The organism is Clostridium sp. OM05-9, from assembly GCF_003481465.1.
GTDB lineage: Bacteria > Bacillota > Clostridia > Lachnospirales > Lachnospiraceae > Coprococcus > Coprococcus ammoniilyticus.
This window is the reverse complement of record NZ_QULF01000005.1, coordinates 91,672-113,057: the sequence shown is the minus strand read 5'-3', so window position 1 is coordinate 113,057 and position 21,386 is coordinate 91,672. Positions and strand designations below refer to the sequence as shown.

General features: G+C 41.3%; 15 protein-coding genes. 6 read left to right on the top strand and 9 right to left on the bottom strand.

All coding sequences use genetic code 11. The features are described 5' to 3' along the window. The first annotated feature begins 6 nt into the window (after positions 1-6). The gene (locus DXB77_RS09405; protein ID WP_118663101.1) at positions 7-2,388 is read left to right on the top strand and encodes an ABC transporter permease; all 2,382 of its coding nucleotides are present in this window, start codon (positions 7-9) and stop codon (positions 2,386-2,388) included. A gap of 101 nt (positions 2,389-2,489) precedes the next feature. Here DXB77_RS09405 and DXB77_RS09400 read toward each other — a convergent pair whose 3' ends face one another. Next, complete coding sequence (locus DXB77_RS09400) at positions 2,490-4,013, bottom strand: aminoacyl-histidine dipeptidase (protein WP_118663100.1); 1,524 nt, start codon at positions 4,011-4,013, stop codon at positions 2,490-2,492. A 228-nt stretch (positions 4,014-4,241) separates the two neighbouring features. After that, positions 4,242-4,988 carry an AraC family transcriptional regulator gene (locus tag DXB77_RS09395; RefSeq protein ID WP_118663099.1) on the bottom strand — a complete coding sequence of 249 codons (747 nt, stop codon included), beginning with the start codon at positions 4,986-4,988 and terminating at the stop codon, positions 4,242-4,244. A 212-nt stretch (positions 4,989-5,200) separates the two neighbouring features. On the opposite strand from DXB77_RS09395, the gene DXB77_RS09390 reads away from it, so the two are divergent. Next, entirely contained in the window at positions 5,201-8,647 is a 3,447-nt protein-coding gene (locus tag DXB77_RS09390; protein ID WP_118663098.1) for a carbohydrate binding domain-containing protein, read from the top strand. A 95-nt stretch (positions 8,648-8,742) separates the two neighbouring features. Here the strand turns inward: DXB77_RS09390 and DXB77_RS09385 are convergent, their stop codons facing one another. Further along, complete coding sequence (locus DXB77_RS09385; RefSeq protein WP_118615052.1) at positions 8,743-9,627, bottom strand: YitT family protein; 885 nt, start codon at positions 9,625-9,627, stop codon at positions 8,743-8,745. Positions 9,628-9,820: 193 nt separating this feature from the next. Here DXB77_RS09385 and DXB77_RS09380 point away from each other — a divergent pair, with 193 nt between their 5' ends. The 4 genes from DXB77_RS09380 (at position 9,821) to DXB77_RS09365 (ending at position 14,160) form a co-directional block, all read left to right on the top strand. Then, positions 9,821-10,891, top strand: coding sequence for an alpha/beta hydrolase (locus DXB77_RS09380; RefSeq protein ID WP_118663097.1), 1,071 nt, complete (start codon positions 9,821-9,823; stop codon positions 10,889-10,891). 79 nt (positions 10,892-10,970) lie between these two features. Then, positions 10,971-11,804 carry an Mrp/NBP35 family ATP-binding protein gene (locus DXB77_RS09375; protein ID WP_118663096.1) on the top strand — a complete coding sequence of 278 codons (834 nt, stop codon included), beginning with the start codon at positions 10,971-10,973 and terminating at the stop codon, positions 11,802-11,804. Continuing rightward, a complete protein-coding gene (locus tag DXB77_RS09370) occupies positions 11,801-12,715 on the top strand; it encodes a radical SAM protein (protein ID WP_118615058.1) in 915 nt (304 codons plus the stop codon). The genes DXB77_RS09375 and DXB77_RS09370 overlap by 4 nt, the downstream gene beginning before the upstream one ends. Positions 12,716-12,798: 83 nt before the next feature. Continuing rightward, positions 12,799-14,160, top strand: coding sequence for a CAP domain-containing protein (locus tag DXB77_RS09365; RefSeq protein ID WP_117807922.1), 1,362 nt, complete (start codon positions 12,799-12,801; stop codon positions 14,158-14,160). A gap of 87 nt (positions 14,161-14,247) precedes the next feature. Here DXB77_RS09365 and DXB77_RS09360 read toward each other — a convergent pair whose 3' ends face one another. From DXB77_RS09360 to trpD, 6 genes are all read right to left on the bottom strand, one after another. After that, positions 14,248-15,459 carry a DHHW family protein gene (locus tag DXB77_RS09360; RefSeq protein ID WP_117807920.1) on the bottom strand — a complete coding sequence of 404 codons (1,212 nt, stop codon included), beginning with the start codon at positions 15,457-15,459 and terminating at the stop codon, positions 14,248-14,250. 12 nt (positions 15,460-15,471) lie between these two features. Further along, positions 15,472-16,899 (bottom strand): MBOAT family O-acyltransferase, encoded by a 1,428-nt coding sequence (locus DXB77_RS09355; RefSeq protein ID WP_118482924.1) that lies wholly within the window; start codon positions 16,897-16,899, stop codon positions 15,472-15,474. Positions 16,900-17,359: 460 nt separating this feature from the next. Next, positions 17,360-18,130 carry a tryptophan synthase subunit alpha gene (gene trpA / locus DXB77_RS09350; protein WP_118482922.1) on the bottom strand — a complete coding sequence of 257 codons (771 nt, stop codon included), beginning with the start codon at positions 18,128-18,130 and terminating at the stop codon, positions 17,360-17,362. After that, complete coding sequence (trpB, locus tag DXB77_RS09345; RefSeq protein WP_118482920.1) at positions 18,123-19,307, bottom strand: tryptophan synthase subunit beta; 1,185 nt, start codon at positions 19,305-19,307, stop codon at positions 18,123-18,125. Before trpB ends, trpA begins: the two co-directional genes overlap by 8 nt. Before the next feature lie 95 nt (positions 19,308-19,402). Continuing rightward, positions 19,403-20,236, bottom strand: a complete 834-nt coding sequence (gene trpC, locus DXB77_RS09340) for an indole-3-glycerol phosphate synthase TrpC (protein WP_118663095.1) — start codon at positions 20,234-20,236, stop codon at positions 19,403-19,405. A gap of 70 nt (positions 20,237-20,306) precedes the next feature. Continuing rightward, positions 20,307-21,317 carry an anthranilate phosphoribosyltransferase gene (gene trpD / locus DXB77_RS09335; protein ID WP_118663094.1) on the bottom strand — a complete coding sequence of 337 codons (1,011 nt, stop codon included), beginning with the start codon at positions 21,315-21,317 and terminating at the stop codon, positions 20,307-20,309. Positions 21,318-21,386 lie beyond the last annotated feature (69 nt).

Genomic DNA, 21,386 nt, shown 5'->3' with positions numbered 1-21,386 from the left:
AACAATATGAAGTGCCGATTGATATTTCACAATATCCTGCACAACAGGAAAAAAGCGGTTCGGGCAATTATAAGTATTTGTTTTTCTGTTATGCTTATCTTTTCCTCGATCAATGCATATATATCATTTCAGGATATGCGGCTGCAAAATGCGTATCAGACAAATGGAGAATATAATATTACTTTACATAATGTAACATATAAGGTTCGTGACTGGATATTGGAGCAGTATAAGGATCAGGCAACACTTGGTGTAGAAAAAATAGTTGCAAATGTAAATAATGAATTATGCATCGTGGATAGTGATGCAGCTTCGATCACTATGAATCATTACCAATTAGAAAAGGGCATTTTTCCCCAAAAAGAAAATGAGATTGCTATATCGGCAACAGCCAAATACAAAAATGTATATATTGCTAAACAATTTGATCTGGGAGACACAGTTACCTTCAAGGATCAGACCTATACGATTAGTGGAATTTTAAATGATTATGATTATAGTACACAGGACGTCTATAAGGTTGCGATCGTAAATGGAAGTATACGGGGAAATTTATACAACATCTATATTCATTTTAATGATCGACGGGACTATCAGCCGGGATATAAAGCAATAAAAAAATATATGGATCTGAGTTCCAAACAGATTTTTAATGGTGATATCGCCCATGGATTTATGGAAGGATACCATATGATTACAAATGGAGATCTGAATGCGATAGAGATTGACAGATCAGGCGGGCTGGAGGATACCAATATTGGACAACTCCTCATGGGTTTTATCATACTAATCATACTTACTTCACTCATTCTTGGTATTCATATTTTCCTGTCGTATATGAGTGAAAGAAGTAATCAGCAGGGAATCCTAATGAGTCTTGGATTTTCAAATAGCTATATTTTTTCGGCATATTTCCTGGAGGGTTTCATTCTGATAATTATTGGATGTGTGCTTGGACTTATACTTGGAAGATATATTACCATTTTGATCTTTAAGCTTATACAGTCATTACGAACCATCCCACTGGAACATTTCGCTCCACAGTTCCAGCCAATTTCATATATGGTCATTTGGGGAATCTGTGTATTGGATTTTATAGTTGGAATCTGTCCTGTATTAATATATCGTTCAAGAATGAAAATGATCGATATTATGAAAGGTGGAAAGAACAATTATAAGGTAAAGGATAAACGTGGATCTGAAAAAGGAAATATCATGATGCGGTATTCCATTCGGGATACCGGAGATTATGAAAAGGTATTTTCATTCCTGTCTCTTGTCTTGATCGGAATGGTAACGATGCTGGTTCTTATGGTAAATCGTTATGTATCATATCAGTTATTGTCTGAGGAAAGTCAGGATGTACAGTTTTCACTAATATCCGATGATGTCAGTCATATGGACGATTTTGAAAATCTGATACCGGGCGTTTCCTACTATGATGAGGTTTATGATACTATGGGTGAGTTTTTCATTGATCCTTCTCTTATCAATATGGACTATGCAGATGATTTGATATTTTCAGATGATGAAAAGGGTGTGTGGTGTGAGATTGTTGGTGTCAGTGAAAAACAATATAACCGAAAAATAGAGATGTCACAGGAGGTCAGCTATAATAAGTTTGTCCAATCTGGAGGAGTGATCATAATTGATAATTATAAGAATACAGAAGATTGTATTTTAAATGATATCCCGGATACACTAAAGTATGCGGGTCGTCAGGAGGAAGAAGGACCGGTATTTTCAGAGGGAGAAGTACCGGTTTTCGGAAGAAGCAGATTCTTAAACTGGAAGGATCAGAATGGAATCGCTATCATTGTTCCTGAAGAGCTGTTTAAAAAACAATTCGATTATACAAATGTACTTATTAATATAAATGTAAAGTCGGGTTATGAGTTAAAGGCAGCAGAGTTTCTGAATACACATGCACCTGTATATGAATATTCTTTCTTTGATACTTTGACAGATTACATCCGGGATCAGGATAATAAGAAAACGATTCAGGGTGGTACTTATGGAATTTTTGTAATCATTATGGTAATTAATTTCCTGGCAGTTTTATATATTCATGCACTGACATTCGTTCGACGCAGACACAACTTTGCCATCCTGAAGGCAATTGGCCGCACAGACAGCAGTATTATTTTGCCGATGCTTCTGACCAAGATTGGTCAGGGAATTGTTGTATCTATTGTAGCTGTCTTTATAGTGACACTTTTGTGCCGCTTATATTTGTCAGAAATAACAAAAAATATTGTGTTAGTTGATGGCTGGAAAAGCATAGCACTGGTGCTTGCATTTGTTCTGTTTATTCAGATAGTGGCAATTTTTATGGATGTTATTCAATTAAAAAGACAAAGAATCTTAAGGGATCTGAGAGAGGAATAAGGGAGGGTAATTATGAAAATGAAGGTAAAGATTCTTTTATGATAAGAGCTGACACGATAACAATAGAATTGTTAGGTGTCAGCTCCTTTTTTTAAGATATATTATTTCAATTCTTTCAATATCTTTAAGGTATATTTCCATGTTCTGCGGACACTTTCCACGTTCATGGATTCGTTGGTTGTGTGGATATCGTCCATATCCGGTCCGAAGGATACACAGTCAAGTCCCGGAAGTTTAGAAGCAAAGATTCCACATTCTACACCGGCATGGAGTGCCTGTATTACAGGTTCTTTTCCATACTGCTGTTTGAATATTTTTACCATCAGATCGCGAAGCGGAGAATCTTCCCGGTATTCCCATGCGGGATAATCTCCGGTTACTGTCAATGTTCCGCCTGCAAGAGTGGCGAGAGATTTCAGGCTGTTTAGCAGAGCATCTTTTTCGCTTCCGATACTGCTTCGGACGGAGCTTTTAAAAGATACCATGCCATTTGTTGATTGATCGTCTGGTTTGATCGTTGACAGGATACCGAGGTTCAGGGAAGTCTGAACCAGCCCTGCGATATCTTTGCTCATTTTCCGGACACCATTTGGGTAAGTCATTAAGACATCGATCACGGTATGGGTAGATGTATCCGTCATTGTGGCTGTCGGAAGATCAACAGGCTCTAAGGTGATACAGATATCCGGGTCTGTATGGGTGCATTCATGACGGATGATCTGATTCCACTTGGAGATGAGATCCTGAAGACTTGCGTGCGCAGAATTCGCTGGAATATCTGCATGGCCTAGTGTGTTTATGTCAGACATATCGGTATCAGAAAAGATAACGACAGCTTCTGCATCGGTCGGAATGGCGTTATCCTTTAAGCCACCGGAGAGTGTAGATAATTTCATATCAAAATCGTTTGCAAGGGCGTTCAGAACACGTCCTAACACCTTGCTGGCATTTGCACTTTGCTTGTTGATCTCGACACCGGAATGACCGCCACAGGCATGTGCGACAGAGAGCTTATAGGCAGATGCCTTTTCGTTCGTATTTTCCCATTTAACAGGGATCTGAACATCTGCGGTTGCGCCGCCTGCACAACTGACAAGCAGATAGCCTTCGTCCTCGGAATCAAGATTTAACATGATACGGGATGAAAGTGGTGTGCAGTCAAGAGCCGCCGCACCGAGCATGCCAATCTCCTCATCAACCGTGAAGACTGCTTCCAGTGGTGGATGTGGGATATCGTGAGAGTCGAGTATTGCAAGTGCAAAAGCGACAGCGATTCCATCATCACCGCCAAGGGTCGTGCCTTCTGCGCTGATAATGCCGTTTTCCAACTTGAGTTTCAGACCGTCGGTATCCATATTGATCGGGCAGTCCTTTTCTTTCACAGCAACCATGTCAATATGTCCCTGCAGCATGACAGGGGCGGAAGTTTCATAGCCGGATGTTCCCGGCTTAAAGATAATGACATTGTTGGAAGCATCTTTGATATATTTCAGTTTATGTGCTTCGGCAAATGTAGCCAGATAATTACTGATCGCATCGGTATGACCGGAGCCATGTGGGATGGAGCAGATTTCTTCAAAATAATGGAATACATTTTGCGGTTCTATAGATGATAATATAGACATATGTGCCTCCTTGAAATAAGCTCATGATATAATGCTGAAAAATCACTTGCTTGCAAGAGATGATTTTTCGAATGCATTGAGTGATGAAATCACGATATAATGCTGAAAAATCACTTGCTTGTAAGGGATGATTTTTCGAATGCATTGAGTGAGCTATGCTTACACTATAATATAAAATAAAATGTGCATATCCAGTATAACACAAGATATGCACAGATAGTTGTTGTATTATTTTCCAAGGGCAGTTGTTCGTAAAAAAGATTCCTGATATTTTCTTGGAGTGACTCCAGTTGTCTTTCGAAATACTTCTGTAAAATAACTCTGGCTGGGAAATGCCAGAATTGAGGAAATTTCAGAAGGCGAGAAATCAGAATAAAGTAACATATTTTTCGCTGTTTCAATTTTTTTATCACGAATATAGTTGCTGATTGTCTGACCGGTTTCCTTTTTAAAAAGCCTGGATAGATAGGAGATATTTAATCCTGTCAGCTTAGCAAGTTGTTCTGCTGTGATATGGGTATGAAGATGATCATAGATATAATCCAGACAGACAGCAATATGGAGTGATGATATTTTAGATTTTCGAAGGTTTCGCATTCGTTTCGCATAATCCATACACATGGCAGGATGAAGTGCTGCAACTTCCTCTGGCGTTTTGCAACGGTCCGCTTTTTGGATATAGAAATCGCTCAGACTGTAGGCATTTGACAATTCCATACCACCTTCAATGCAGTAACGTGCAATAATTGCTGTTGTAATGACATAATGGTATTTTATGTTTTGAAGATAGTGGTCGGACAAAGTGCCTAATCCTTCTTTATCTAATAAGGATTCCTGACACAGCTGTTCAACCTTTGCTACATCTCCTTCTTTTATCGCTGCATAAAAGGAAACCTCCGGATTGTATGGAGCCCGCAGAAGATTATTTTCCCTTTGAACAAATTCTCGGTATACAAGTTCTTTTTTCAGTTGCATATTCTATCCCCGTTCGTATAAAACAGTCATAAGACTATATAGTAAATATGACAGATAAAACAATGAGACTATTAGTAAATTTGTATAAATTGTATCATAAAACATGACTATGGTCAATAAAACGATATAAAAGTAATATAAACGATATAAAGAAAACAGTAGTTTTCTTATACTATTTGCATAACGAAAATTTATACGGGAGGTATGTATTCATGAAAAATGCAAAAAAGATTATTGCTTTTTTAATGGCTCTTACACTTTTAGTAAGTACCATCCAGATGCCGGTTATGGCTGCAACAACAAAAAAAGCAACAATCAAGACGGTATCGATTGTAAAGCCTGAGACAAAAACGCTTGTTTTAAAAGCAAAGAAATCATACCAGTTGAAAACAAAAGTAACTGTAAATGGAAAAATCAGTAAGAAAGTAACCTACAAATCTTCAAATGAAAAGGTTGCTACCGTAAGTAAAAACGGTAAAATCAAGGCATTGAAGAAGGGAAAAACAACTATAACAGTAAGAAGCAAGGTAAATAAGAAGAAAAAGACAACCTTGAAGGTTATTGTTGGAACACCTGTTAAATCTGTAAAGCTCAATAAAAGCAAGGTGAAAACACAGGTTGGCAAGAAGGTAAAATTAAAAGCAACAGTTTCACCTAAAAAATCCAGTGTAAAGGGTGTAAAGTTTACTTCAAGCAATAAGAAGGTTGCAACAGTAAGTAAAAAGGGTGTTGTTACCTGTAAAAAGGCTGGAAAAGTTACAATTACAGCTACGGCTAAAGATGGCAGTGCAAAGAAGGCAAAATGTACAATTACTATTAAAAAGAAGAAAACTGAGCCATCCAATAAACCGGAAACACCAAATAAGCCGGGAACATCAGACAAGCCGGGAACGCCAAACAAGCCGGGAACACCAAACAAGCCGGATGATAAAGACGACCAGGATAACAAGGGCGATGAAGACAACAAGCTTTCTTATGATGGATATAATCTGAAATGGGAAGATGACTTTGATGGTGATGCGTTAAATGAGGATGACTGGAATTATGAAGAGCATGCACCAGGATGGGTAAACAGTGAATTACAGGCATATGTAAAGTCTGATCAGAATGTATATGTAAAGGATGGAAAGCTGGTTATCCAGCCTGTCAAGACAAAGAATGAAGATGGTTCATATTCTATTACTTCAGGAAGAATCAATACACAGGGTAAGCATGATTTTACATATGGATTGTTTGAGGTAAGAGCTAAGGTTCCAAGTGGAAAAGGTTTCCTTCCGGCATTCTGGATGATGCCAACAGATGAAAATCTGTATGGACAGTGGCCAAGATGTGGTGAGATTGATGCTATGGAAGTTATGGGGCAGGAAACAGATAAGGTTTATGGCACGATTCACTATGGAAGTCCACATGCGGAAAAGCAGGGAACATATACATTAGAGAATGGAAATTTTGCAGATGAATATCATACATTTTCATGTGACTGGCAGCCGGGTAAGATCACATGGTATGTAGATGGAATAAAATATCATGAGACAAGTGACTGGTTCACAGCCGTTGAGGGTGAAACAGAGGTTGCTTATCCTGCACCATTTGATCAGCCATTTTACATGATCTTAAATCTTGCAGTTGGTGGATCATGGGTTGGATATCCGGATGATGATGCAGATTATATCAATACTCAGAGTTATAGTATTGATTATGTAAAAGTATATCAGAAGGACAGCTACAATGAAGATGTAGAAAAACCTGTTAACGAAGTAATTATCCGTGATCCGGATGCAAATGGAAACTATGTAAACAATGGAGATTTTGCTAAGACAGAAGATCTCACAGATGACATAGACTGGAAATTCCTTACCGCTTTAGAAGGAGAAGGAAATGCAGTTATTAAAAACAAGGCAATTGAAATACATACAGATAAAGTCGGAACAGTTGATTACAGTATTCAGCTTGTTCAGCCATCAATTCCTGCAGAAAAAGGCGGTGAATATACAGTAACATTTGATGCATGGGCAGATGAAGCACGTACTATGAAAGTAGATGTATCTGCACCAGATCGTTCTTATAAGCGTTACCTGAATGATACAGTTGTTGATCTTACAACAGAGAAGCAGACCTATACTTATACATACACCATGACAGATAAGCCGGATGCAAATGCACGTCTGGAGTTCAATTTCGGTGCTACAGATTCAACAGCTACTGTATACATTACAAATGTATCAATTAAAAAGACAGCACAGAAGGAAATTGATAATAGTAAAAAACCTTTATCAGATGGTAACTATATTTACAATGGTGGTTTTCAGGAAGGTAAGAATCGTCTCGGTGACTGGACTGTGACAAATAACTGCCAGGCAGTAGTTAGCGTAACAGGATTGGCAGATGGCCGTCGTCTTATGGTAAAGGCTGATACAAAGAATAAAGCGGATGTAATCCTTTCACAGGATGGTCTTCCACTTAACGTTGAGACAGAATATGCATTGAGCTTTGACGCACAGGCAGATACAGATATGCAGCTTGATGTAGTTATTGCAGGTGAAACATTTACTGCAGATGTAACAACAGACAAACAGACATTTAACTATGTATTTAAAACACCGGAAGAGTTAACTGATGCATTTAAGACGATAACATATTTCCTTGGAAATAAGGGAACGATCTATTTGGACAATGTTCGCGTTGTTGAAAATACACTGATTAAGAACGGAAGTTTTAAGGCAGGTTTCTCCGGTTACGAAGTATATGCAGAAGGCAGCACAGATGTATCTTATGTAGTCGACAGTCAGACAGAAGATTATGCAGCAGATTTTACGATCAAGGATACAGGTGCTCAGGACTGGATGATCCAGTTAAAGCAGAACAATATTAGTCTTGAAGAAGGTCAGTGGTACAGACTATCATTAAAGGCAAAATCAGATATGAACCGTAAGCTTATGGTTGCACTTCAGAGAGATGGTTCATCTGATGATGACTGGACACCATATTCAGGATCAAAGACAGTTGATCTTACAGATGAATATCAGTCTATTGTCGTTGAGTTCAGGATGAAGAACAAGAGTGATCCTAGAACAATTTTAAGTATTTCTATGGGTGCTGTAGGCGATGTTCAGATCAAACAGCAGCATAGAATCTGTATTGATGATATTATTCTTGAGAAAATTGATGCTCCAAAGGTTGATGAGACGGAGTCAGATGTGAATCTGATTAAGAATGCAGATTTCTCAGAGGGAGACAATGGACTTTCAAACTGGGAAGGTGGTATTATGGGTGATGCTGTTGGAACACAGACAGTTGATAAGGGTGTTATCACTTATGAATTATCAGATGCTGGAACTGCTGACTGGAATGTACAGTTGAAGCAGATGGGACTGGCATTGGAAAATGGAAAGACCTATGAAGCAAGTATTACTTTAAAGTCAACCGAAGCAAGAACGGTATTATTGAATTTCATGAGCAACTCTTATAAATGGTATGGTGGAGAAACAATTGTTCTTCCAAAGAATGAAGAGGTTGTAAAAACCATTACATTCACAATGAATGAAGAGACAGATACTGATGCTGGATTCTTCCTCTCTATGGGTAAGATTGCGGATGTTGATACCCCTGCATCTACAATCACAGTATCAAATATCTCTTTAAAAAAGCTTGCTGAATAATCCACAGGCATATAAACACATAAGTATTTATGCAAGACAGGCACTGGTGATAATACCGGTGCCTGTTTCTGTTGCGCAAATAAGTTATTGAGATATTATTGTTTGTTAAAGCTGTAAACCTCGGCAATCTCGCTGATGGAGACATAGGCTTTATCATCAAGCTCATGGACAATATTCTTCATCTTTCCGATCTGGAAGCGGTTTACAACAATGTAGATCATGGTCTTTTCCTGATCCGAATAGAAGCCCTTTGCATCGATCATCGTTATACCGCAGGAAAATGTATCCGAGAGTTCCTGACAGATTTCCTGTGGTTTTGTTGTAATGATATAGGCGGCTTTGGAACGGTCAATACCTTCTACGATAAAGTCGATGGTCTTAAGTGCAGCCATATATGTAACGATGGAATAAAGAGGCAGGATCCAACTGTTCAGGATAATGCCACAGATGATGTAAAGCATTACATTATAGACCATAACAAAGGTTCCGACGGTGATGCCAAGGCGTTTGGCAAATATGATCGCAAGTGTCTCGATACCGTCCATTGCACCGCCAAAACGGATTGCAAGTCCGCTTCCTGCACCGGAGATCAGACCGCCAAAAAGTGCGCATAGAAGCAGATCGGAGCCTGCAAGTGGGGATACAAACCGGACATCGATAGGAAGGATGTCGGTAATCAACCATGCGCCCAGAGAGTAGATTGCAACTACATAGATCGCATAGATGGTGAAGGTAGATCCCTGTTTTTTCCAGCCATATAAGAATAGTGGAATATTTAAAATAATAAGGAAAACAGAAAGTGACAGGTGTTCCGGAGTGATCTGGCTTAGCAGCATGGAAGTACCGGATATGCCACTGTCATAGAGATTAACAGGACTTAAAAATATCGTAATACCGAAGGCATTGATAAGCCCGGCAATGGTCAGCCCGAGGATATTTTTCCAGTGTAGGGAACGAAAGATGGTTTTTAGTTTATTCATATAAAAGCCTCCTGTTCTGTCATATACATTTTTTACTATGGTCAAATATTACATGAGAAAACCATTGATTACAAGAGAATTGTGTTTAATTTAATTAAATCTTTACTGGAAGTTTATTGTTTTCTTGCATTCGTATTTGTCAGAGAGTAAGATAGACTCATATATTATGTGATATTAGAGGAAATAGAATAATATGAAAAATGTTTCAGAAATTATAAATCAAGGAAATAAAAATGCAGAGCTTCCGGCATGGTTAAATATGCGGCATGCATGGAGTGCCAGTGATGCAAAGCGGGATGAAGGGTTGGCATATCCGGATAATGTAATTCAGATCAAGAATTTGGACTATAAAAAAGAGCCGGATCATCAGAAGTGGTGTGAGGCAGTTGAATTATTAGCTTCACAGAGAACTATGGGGGAAAAGACATCGGAAAAGTATAGTCGGATTTTCTATTATAATGAACCGGACGATGCTTCGAATCTTGATTCTGAACGTTATGCATCAAACAGTTTATTTGATATATATTATCCGGCTGAGTTGGATGCACAGACATCATATCCGGTGATCGTCAGCGTTCATGGCGGTGGATGGTTTTATGGAGATAAAGAGCTGTATAGTTATTATTGCTGCCATCTGGCATCAAAGGGATTTGCGGTTGTGAATTTTAATTACCGGCTGGCACCTCAGAACAAATATCCGGCAGCGATTGAGGATGTGGCATACATTATCCATTATATTCACGAGAATGCAGGGATGCTTCATCTGGATATGGAAAAGTTTTATATGCTGGGGGATTCAGCAGGAGCACAGCTTACGGCAAATTACTGTATTATTGCCGGGAATGCAGCGTATCGGAACAAGCTGGATTTCTTTACATATGACAGACTTCCAAAGGCTGTGTGTCTGAATTGCGGAGCATATGAGATGGACAAGCGGGAGGATAATATTTCCGACTGGTATATGAAGAACGAAGATGAAAGTTATGCAGTATCTGAAGAGCAGAGAAAGCTGTTCCTTTCACAGCTTGAGTATCTGACGAAAGATTTTCCACCGGCATATCTGATGTACAGTGTAAATGATGATCTGAGATTTCAGACCATTTATCTGGATGAACGAATGGAGAAGCTGGGTATCCGGCATGTGATCCGGTCATTTGGAGAGAAACATCCGGACAGCGGACATGTATTTCACATTAATCTGAAAAACCCGGAAGGCGTACAGTGCAATGAGGAAGAATGTGCATGGTTCCGTCAATATGAATAAGTACATGGCGGTTCATATAGAAAGTATATGCATTTGTAAGACTTGAAAAAATATGAAATGAAATTTGGAGTATAAGAAAATGGCAGAAGGTTGTAATCATAATTGTAGTAGTTGTGGAGAGAGTTGTTCATCAAGAACCGCTCCTCAGAGTTTACTTGAAGTACCACATGAAGGAACAAAGATCAAACATATCATAGCAGTTATCAGTGGAAAAGGCGGTGTCGGAAAATCATCCGTAACGACATCCCTTGCGGTTACCTTGAATCGTCTTGGTTATAAGACTGCGGTTCTGGATGCAGATATTACCGGACCTTCGATTCCGACAGCATTTGGAATAAATGAAGAACCGGAGAGAGGCGACGATTTCCTGTATGCGGTTGAAACAAAGACCGGAATCAAGATGATGTCGATCAATCTGTTGATCGAAGATCAGACAGCACCGGTTATCTGGCGTGGTCCGATCATCGCGGGAGCAGTAAAACAGTTTTATACGGATGTTGCCTGGGGAGACATTGATTATATGCTGGTTGATTGTCCGCCCGGAACCGGAGATGTACCGCTTACGGTATTTCAGTCTCTGCCGGTGGATGGGGCAGTTATTGTTACAACACCTCAGGATCTGGTGTCTCTTATTGTGGAGAAGGCAGTCCGTATGGCGGACGATATGGGAATCCGTATCTTAGGTCTGGTTGAGAATATGTCATATTTCAAATGCCCGGATTGCGGCAAAGAGCATAGCATCTTCGGTGAGAGTAAAGTAGAGGAGATACAGGATCGTTTTGGTATCGAGACGGTCGTAAAGCTTCCGATCGACCCGGCACTTGCCGGCTTGATGGATGAAGGTAAGATCGAGGATATGCCGGAATCAAAGCTGAAGGAATTCGCACAGACGATCGTGGGAAAGATAGGATGAAACTTAGAAAATTACTGGAAAGCTGCCACCTGTGTCCGAGAAAATGCGGGGTGAACCGCATAAACGGACAGACAGGGGCATGTAATGAAACATTATCAATATCAGCCGCAAGGGCGGCATTGCATATGTGGGAGGAGCCTTGCATTTCCGGAGAGAACGGATCGGGCGCGGTATTCTTTTCCGGGTGTTCACTTGGATGTGCATATTGCCAAAACCATGATATATCCGGGGGCTTGAATGGAAAAGAGATCACGATAAAGCGCTTATCGGAAATCTTCTTTGAGTTAAAAGAGCAGGGAGCCAATAATATCAATCTGGTAACGCCGGATCATTTTATTCCTCAGATCATAGAGGCAATCGATATGGCAAAGGAGCAGGGGTTCAATCTTCCGTTTGTCTATAATTGCAGTGGATATGAGGAGATCGACGCCCTGAAGCTGTTAGATGGATACATTGACATTTACCTGCCAGATTTTAAATATATGTCGGCAGAACTGGCGGCGAGATACAGTCACGCACCGGATTATCCGGAGGTGGCGAAAACGGCACTGGCGGAGATGGTACGGCAGGTTGGAGGAGATCAGACAACATTTGACGAGGATGGCATCATGAAGCGTGGTGTTATTGTCCGTCATCTGGAGCTTCCGGGATGTATCGAGGATTCCAAGGCTGTCATTCGTTACTTATATAAAACATATGGAAATAATATTTACATCAGCATTATGAACCAGTATACTCCGATGGAGGGAATCGGTGAGAAGTTCCCGGAATTGAACCGCAAACTGACGGAACGGGAGTATGATGAACTGGTTGATTATGCGATTTCGATCGGTGTAGAAAATGGTTTCATCCAGGAAGGGGAAACGGCATCAGAAAGTTTTATACCTCCATTTACAAATGAAGGGATATGATGCAGAAATGTCCGGTATAATAGTTGAAACAGATCAGATGAAAATATCTGGTTTAAAATAAAAAAGGAAAGGAAGATGGGAGTATGAAAAACATCTTAAAGCAGGCGGCAATGAGTATTTTACTTGTTGCGCTGGTGTGTTCTTTCTGTATAACACCTGCAATGGCAGCGACAGAGTTTATCGGAGAGACAAAAGAAAACAGTGCAGTTGTTTCAGATGAAAGTGCAGAACTTGCTGCAAGTTCAGGCTGGGTAAAGAAGAGTTCCGGCCGTTTTGAATATTACAGCAAGGCAGGCAAGGTAACGAAGAAGCTGGTGAAGAAGAATGGGTTCTTCCGTTATTATCTGAAAAAGAATGGCAAATGGAAAGCGCAGAAAAAGGTATGGGTGACAATCTCACATAACCAGTATTATGCGAACGCAAAAGGCAAGGTCACCACGATCTACTATGGTGCCAGCAAAAAGGCAAAGCGGTATTCCGGTGGTAAATGGAAGTATGTGAAGAATGATACTTTGCGTCTGGCAAATGGGAACGTGTATTATTTCAGTGCAAATGGTATCCGTCAGACGAAGCATAGCTGGTATAAGATCAATGATAATCGTCATGTTCTGGTCGGCGAAAAGGGTTCCGATACCGTAGATTATCTGTTGAAGAAGGATCGCGGTGCATGGAAATGTTATGTCAGCACAAAGAAAGGCTGGGATAAGTTCAGAAGCAAGTGGGCACAGGCATATGGCAAGATCTATTACTTTGATGCAACCGGAAAGGCATCCAGAATCTACTATGTGGAGTCCATGAAATGCTATGAATACAAAAATGGCAAATATGTAATGTGGAGAAATACAACAAAATACATTGGTAAATATCTGTTGTATTTTGGTTCCGATGGTGTACGTGTTACCAAATCCGGTTGGTATAGGATATCATCAGATAAAGAGATTTATGTAAATTCACAGGGAATTGTTACGGATTCCAGAACACCTGTAAAAGAAACAACCGGACATTCTGCAACCGGCTGGTATACGATCAAGCTTAGTAATGGCAGTACAAAGCAGGTATATGGATATTTTGATTATGATGCAGAAAATACGATCATCCGTCAGTTAAATGCATACAGAAAGGCAAATGGTCTTAATGAATTGACAAGATCACAGAGCCTGATGAATTCTGCAAGAGTACGAGCATATGAGTGTTCTTATTCCTTCTCACATACAAGACCGAATGGTACGCAGTGTTTTACTGCTTCATCAGAAATGAATGGCGAAAATATTGCAGCCGGATATCCTTCTGCAGATGCAGCAATGACAGCCTGGAAAAATTCACCGGGACATGATGCAAATATGAAATTGTCACTATTCAGTAAAATTGGTGTTGGTGTATTTGTAGCAGTATCCAGTGATAATTGTGGATATAAATATTACTACGTTCAGAACTTTGGTATTTAGAAACAGATTGTATATTTTATTCATAAAGTAAAAGGTACTTCAGAATGTTTAACATAATTTGTATGACATTCTGAAGTACCTTTATTTTTATAAGCCTGCTTTTATAAGGTCATTTTCATCAGAAAAAGTAATGCAGTTATACAAGAATAAAACCTGATCGTAGTCTTCGACGTTTACCAGATTGCTGATAGATTGATTTGTGTACCGGAGATCGATCATGGTCACGGTATCGTAGTTGTTGATTAGAAACTGCATCATGGAATTGGCATAGCTGTCCTTGATCACCAGAATGGAACGCTTGTCAGTTCCGGCTGTATCTTTTGGATCGGATGCAGCTTCTGCAGTCGTTGTGTTGTTTCGATGGAGCGTTGCAACCGCTACGTTCTGTCCGGTATAGGATGCGTATTTGTCTTTTACGTCCAGATAGTCACGGAAGAAAATGGAGTCATAGGAAGCTTCTTTATCAAGTCCATTCGAGGTTGTCATGGATGGTGTTGCACTATTATCTGCCAGAGTGTAGAAATCAATCTCATCTTTTGTAACAGACTGATCTAAGGTCTTTGAGAACAGGGTTCCCTGAAATTCTGTGCTGGCGGTTTCCTTTGTAAAATCCTTCAATTCATAAGGAGTATATCCAAGTTCTGCTCCGGCAGACTGATATGCATAATATGCACCGAGGGATGTCCAGTGGTGGTCGGTACGATAATAGATATACTCGCTATCATGTTCCTTTAATGTATTATATATATTGATCGGTGTCACACCGGATAGTTCGTTATAACAGGATTCGATCATGTCTTTTTCATCAACTGATACATTCTTAACAGCCGAAGGCAGCAGGGAATCTCCATAGACACCGACAGAGGTCGGACACAGCATGAAGTAGGTTGGAATCTCCGAATGCTTTGCAGCGAAGCTGTTAATGACAGCAAGATTTGTATGGATCTTATCAGCATCATATGCCGCACCGATATCGTCATAATCTGAAAGTACCTGCAGCATCTGGTCGTTTTTCGTATATACCGTTGAGATCTCGGTTTTTCCCATCAAGCGTTCAGAATCGTTCATGGCTGATATCCATTGTTCGCGACCATAGAATCGGTCGGAGAACCAGGAATCAAAACCGTTCATAAATGTCTCATCCTTGATGGAAGAAAGATTGACGGTTGGAAATTCCGACAGATAACGATTTTCATTTTCGGAAAAAGGCGCTTTCTCTTTTGGCAGCTTAAAAAGTGTCAAAATGGGAAGAACAATGATGATACATGCAAATATGATAATTCCGATTTTTTTATGCATAAGGGCTCACCTCTAAAAATTAAAGTACAAAAATGGGTTATAGCTTGCATTGACAAGGTAGGCGGTGGAAAGCAGCATCAGAATCGCCATCAAAATGACGCTTCCGTAATTGCCGACAGCCGGAACTTTGTCTGCGAGCTTAATAGCCAGCTTCTTTGGCAGATCCGTAGAACCGATGATCGCAATGATGAATAACAATCCGAAGTTCACAAGGATATATATGGTATAACTGTCGTAGAAGCTACTGCCAAAGCGGAACATCCGTCCCATATAGGAGAATGCCTGTGCGATCGTTGATGTATCAAAGAGTACCCATCCAAGCATGACGAGGACGATCGCATAAACACGTTTTATAATAGAAGGAATCTTTGTAAAGATATCCTGCTTTCCTGCTTTTGTCAGAGCAGTTGTAACCAGCTTTTCTATAATGATCAGAACACCGTACAGAGAACCCCACAGAATGAAGTTCCAGCTTGCACCATGCCAGACACCGGTTAAGAACCAGACGACTGCGGTATTGAAGATTGTGCGTGCAAGTCCTTTACGGCTGCCACCCAGAGGAAAATAGACATAGCTCTTGAACCAGCCGGAGAGGGTCATATGCCATCTGCGCCAGAATTCACTGATACTCTTCGACATATACGGATAATTGAAATTTTCCGGGAAATGGAAACCGAGCATCTTACCCAGACCGATCGCCATATCAGAATAACCGGAAAAATCAAAATAGATCTGTAAGGTATAAGCGGCAATACCAAGCCATGCGGTTGCAACCGGAAGCTCGGATAAGTCCATAGCTTTGACATTTGTCCAGACAACACCGATATTATTTGCGATCAGAACCTTCTTGCCAAGACCGACCGCGAAGCGGAGAATACCATCCCAGATCAGGTCGATGTCGATCACACGTTCATTCAGCTCGGCAGCTACATCTTCATAACGAACGATCGGACCTGCTACGATCTGTGGGAACAGCGTGACAAAGGCTGCAAAGGTGATCGGATTCTTCTGAACAGAGATGTTCTTCCGGTACAGGTCGATCGTATATGACATGGACTGGAAGGTAAAGAAGCTGATACCGATCGGAAGCAGAGAGGTCGGTGAACCATAGTGCGTTCCGAATATGTTATTAATATTTTCTATGATAAAATTGCTGTATTTGAAAAAGCCAAGCAAAGACAGATTCATGACCATCGATACGATCAGTGCAAGCTTTCGAAGTGCCTGACGGTCGCCTGCCTTATAAATGACCAGACCTGCAAAATAATCGATCATCGTCGATGCGATCAGTACAAATACATAGATTGGTTCGCCCCATGCATAGAAGAACAGACCGCTGATCAGGATGAACAGATTCCGTAACTGCTTCGGGACAATATAATAGATAACCAGTGTAACCGGTAAAAAAATATATAAAAATGTCAAACTGGAAAAGACCATGTGATACCCCAACTAACTTCATTATTATGTCGACTTCTGTCGCCGTAACAATTATAAAGTTAACGTATGGTAGTGTCAATCAGATTAAATATTAAATATTTGTGAGAAACCGGCTAAGAAACGGGAAAATATATAGATTGTGTGCATAGTTACAATACCGGCAGGCATATACAGATATACAGCAGTATTAAGACTACCAATATAGGATTTTAAGGAGATGAGAAAAAATCAGCCCATGTGAAACCATGTGACTATATAAAAGAACTGCCTTACTTAGACTCGTTGTGGTTTCTATGATCTGCATATACGTGATTCGCAAATGTTCCTGTGCCAACTCGCCTTTCAGGCTCAGACAGGCACCCACATTTGCTCGTATATGCATCTCATTACGAAATCCTCACTAATGTCTTAGTAAGGCAGTTCTTTTATATAGATTGTATAGTTTCACATGGGTGTCCGTCTATCGGATAGCGTCCTTCATGCGCTTTACATAGTCTTTGATGTAAGGCACGCAGTCCCTGCCATATTTGGCGCAGAGCTTGACAATGGCAGAGCCGACGATCACACCATCAGCATGAGCAGCCATTTCCTTCGCCTGCTCCGGTGTGGAGATTCCGAAGCCGATCGCACACGGAGTATCCGTTACGGCTTTGACCAGCTTGGTCATAGCATCGATATCGGTCGTGATCTTGCTTCTTGTTCCGGTAACACCGAGAGAAGAAACACAGTAGATAAATCCATTTGCTTCTTTTGCGATCATGCTGATCCGGTCATGGGAGGTTGGTGCGATCATGGATACCAGATCCAGATCATACTTCTTACAGATGCCGTCGAACTCATCCTTTTCTTCGTAAGGGATATCCGGCAGGATCAGTCCGTCAATGCCGATCTCCTTACAAATGCCGATAAATTTTTCAGAGCCGTAAGAGAAGACAACATTTGCATAAGTCATAAATACCATAGGGATGGTAACTGTCTTACGGAGCTTTCTTATAAGGTCAAATACATCATTTGTCGTAACATGGTTTGCGAGTGCGCGGATATTTGCACCCTGGATAACAGGGCCTTCTGCGGTTGGATCTGAGAATGGGATACCAAGTTCGATCAGGTCTGCACCTGCTTCTACCATGGCATATACGATCTGTTCTGTTGTTTCAAGATCAGGGTCACCACATGTAACAAATGGGATGAACGCCTTTCCGTTTTTGAATGCATTTTTAATATTACTCATAGAGATCCTCCCCTCTGTATCTGGCGATGGCGGCAACGTCCTTATCGCCTCGTCCTGAAATGTTAATAACCATGATCTGGTCTTTGTCCATCTGTGGTGCAAGCTTCATTGCATAGGCAACTGCATGAGCACTCTCGATCGCAGGGATAACACCCTCGATCTTGGACAGATATTCAAATGCATCAACAGCTTCATCATCTGTAACAGCGACATATTCTGCTCTGCCGATGTCATGCAGGTATGCATGTTCCGGTCCGATTCCCGGATAGTCAAGACCTGCGGAAATAGAATAAACCGGTGCGATCTGTCCGAATTCATCCTGACAGAAGTAGGACTTCATACCGTGGAAGATACCAAGTCTTCCGGTGTTGATCGTTGCGGCTGTCTCAAATGTATCAATTCCACGTCCGGCTGCTTCACATCCGATCAGACGAACGCTCTTATCCGGAATAAAGTTATAGAATGCGCCGATCGCATTGGAACCGCCACCGACACAGGCGAGAACTGCATCCGGCAGTCTGCCTTCCTTCTCCATAAGCTGTTCCTTGATCTCCTTGCTGATAACAGCCTGAAAATCACGAACCATCTCAGGGAAAGGATAAGGTCCCATAACAGAACCAAGAACATAATGAGTATCTTCAATTCTGGAAGTCCATTCACGGAAGGTTTCGGAAACGGCATCCTTTAATGTACCGGTACCGGTTTCTACCGGGTGAACCTTTGCACCTAATAATCGCATACGGTAGACATTTAATGCCTGACGGATGGTATCTTCCTTACCCATGAAGATCTCACATTCCATACCCATCATGGCAGCAACTGTAGCAGTTGCAACACCGTGCTGACCGGCTCCTGTCTCAGCGATAACTCTTGTCTTACCCATTCGTTTTGCAAGGAGCATCTGACCGATAACATTGTTGATCTTATGTGCTCCGGTGTGATTCAAGTCCTCACGCTTCAGGTAGATCTTTGCACCGCCGAGATCCTCTGTCATTCTCTTGGCATAGTACAGACGGCTAGGTCTGCCGGCGTATTCATTTAACATTTCTGTCAGCTCCCGGTTGAATTCCGGGTCATCTTTGTATTTCTTATATGCTTCTTCAAGCTCAAGCATGGCGTTCATCAGTGTTTCCGGTATGTACTGTCCGCCATGGATTCCAAAACGTCCTTTTGACATATATGTTTCCTCCTGTATATGTTGTTTCTATATTATAAAATATCTTCAATGCTTTCTAATAAAGTTCGTTGTTCCTGCAGAAACAGGATTAGGTTCTATTCTACATCTTCCCCCCCCCGTAACCATGCAAATGCGGCTTTCTTATCAGGGCTTCGCATAAAGGTTTCTCCGATCAATACTGCATCTGTGCCATTTCCCTTTAAACGGTCGATGTCCTCCGGTGTACGGATGCCGCTTTCGGATACATAGACGACCGGTTTACCATTTATCGAATCCGGGATCAATGTCCGAAGTCTTACACTGTTCATGATGTCAACGGTAAAGGTCTTCAGATCGCGGTTATTTACACCGATAATGTCTGCGCCGATCGCGATCGCCCGCCTGACTTCTTTTTCGTCATGTGCTTCTACCAGAACGGACAGCCCGAGGCTTGTTGCAAGCTCGTAATAGCTTTTGAGCTGCTCGTCGGTAAGGATCGCACAGATCAGAAGGATCGCAGAGGCACCGATCACCTTTGCTTCATAGATCATATAAGGATCGACGGTGAAATCCTTCCGCAGGATCGGAGTGGATATTGATTCATGGATCGCTGTCAGATATTCGTTGCTTCCCTGAAAATAAAAAGGTTCGGTCAGCACGGATATGGCGGAAGCACCGGCGGCTTCATATTCTTTCGCAATCTCGATATATGGGAAATCCGGTGCAATCAGTCCTTTGGAAGGGGAAGCCTTTTTTACTTCGCAGATAAAGGAGATTCCCGGCTTTGCCAGATTGTCGCGGAAAGGAAAAACGGTATAAGGTTTTGTTCCGTTCTCTGTTTCCTTTTCTACGATCGCAAGGGCTTTTGCCTTCATTTCTTCAAATGGGATCTGTTCTTTGCATCCGGCAACCCGTTCTTTTGTTTTTGCTGCTATTTCATCTAAGATCATATATATTCCTCCATAGCGGCTCGGAGATTGAAGGTTCCGGGTCGGTTATGTGTTTTGCTTTTACAAATAATTAAGCGTTTGTTGCTACTATAAAGTCTTCCAGCTTCTTCAGACCGCTGCCATTTGCCAGAATATCGGCTGCAAGGGCGAAGCCTTCTTCAAGTGAGATCCGGTTTGTGATATGCAAAGCTGCACCGGCATTTAAGATAACGGCTGTACGCTTGCCATCTGTGATCTTGCCGGATAAGATATCCTTTGTGATCTGTGCATTTTCTTCCGGTGTACCACCGACCAGTTCGGCTTTGTCGCAGAGGGCAAATCCGTAGGCGGTTGGATCTAAGGTGTAAGTGTGAAATGAACCATTGTCAAATTCACATACAGTTGTTGTGGTAACGGCAGAGATTTCGTCCAGACCATCATTTCCATGAACGACCATGCCACGTTTTACACCGAGGTTGCTGAGTACTTTTGCAAGCGGATCAACGAGGGAGGCATCATAGACACCGAGTAACTGAAGATTTGCTTTTGCCGGATTTGCAAGAGGTCCTAAGATATTGAATACTGTAGGAATCTTGATCTCTTTTCTTGGAGCGCCGACAAATCGCATTGCTGTGTGATATTTCTGTGCAAATAAGAAGCAGGTACCAAGATCCTTCAGACAGGCTTCGCTGACTTTACAGTCTGCTGCGATGTTGACGCCAAGGGCTTCCAGGCAGTCGGCTGTTCCGCATTTGCTGGATGCTGCACGGTTGCCATGCTTTGCCACCTTACCACCGCCTGCGGCTGTTACTAATGAGGAAACAGTTGAGATGTTAAAGGTTCCTGCGCAGTCTCCACCGGTTCCTACGATGTCGATCTCCTCATTGACATCCGGTGTAAATTCACCACAGTGTTTTCTCATGATCTCAGCAAATGCTGTGATCTCCTCGATTGTTTCACCTTTAATATGAAGGGCTGTTAAGAAGCTTCCGATCTGTGCCTGTGTTGCTTCTCCACTCATAATTTCATCCATAACGGCTGCTGCCATTTCTTTGTCAAGATCCTTACCATTAACAACTGCTGCGATTGCTTCTATAATCATATTCATATCCTCCTTGAATGTATGTTCTAATAAACATTTGCGAATTCTATAAAGTATATTCATGATTAA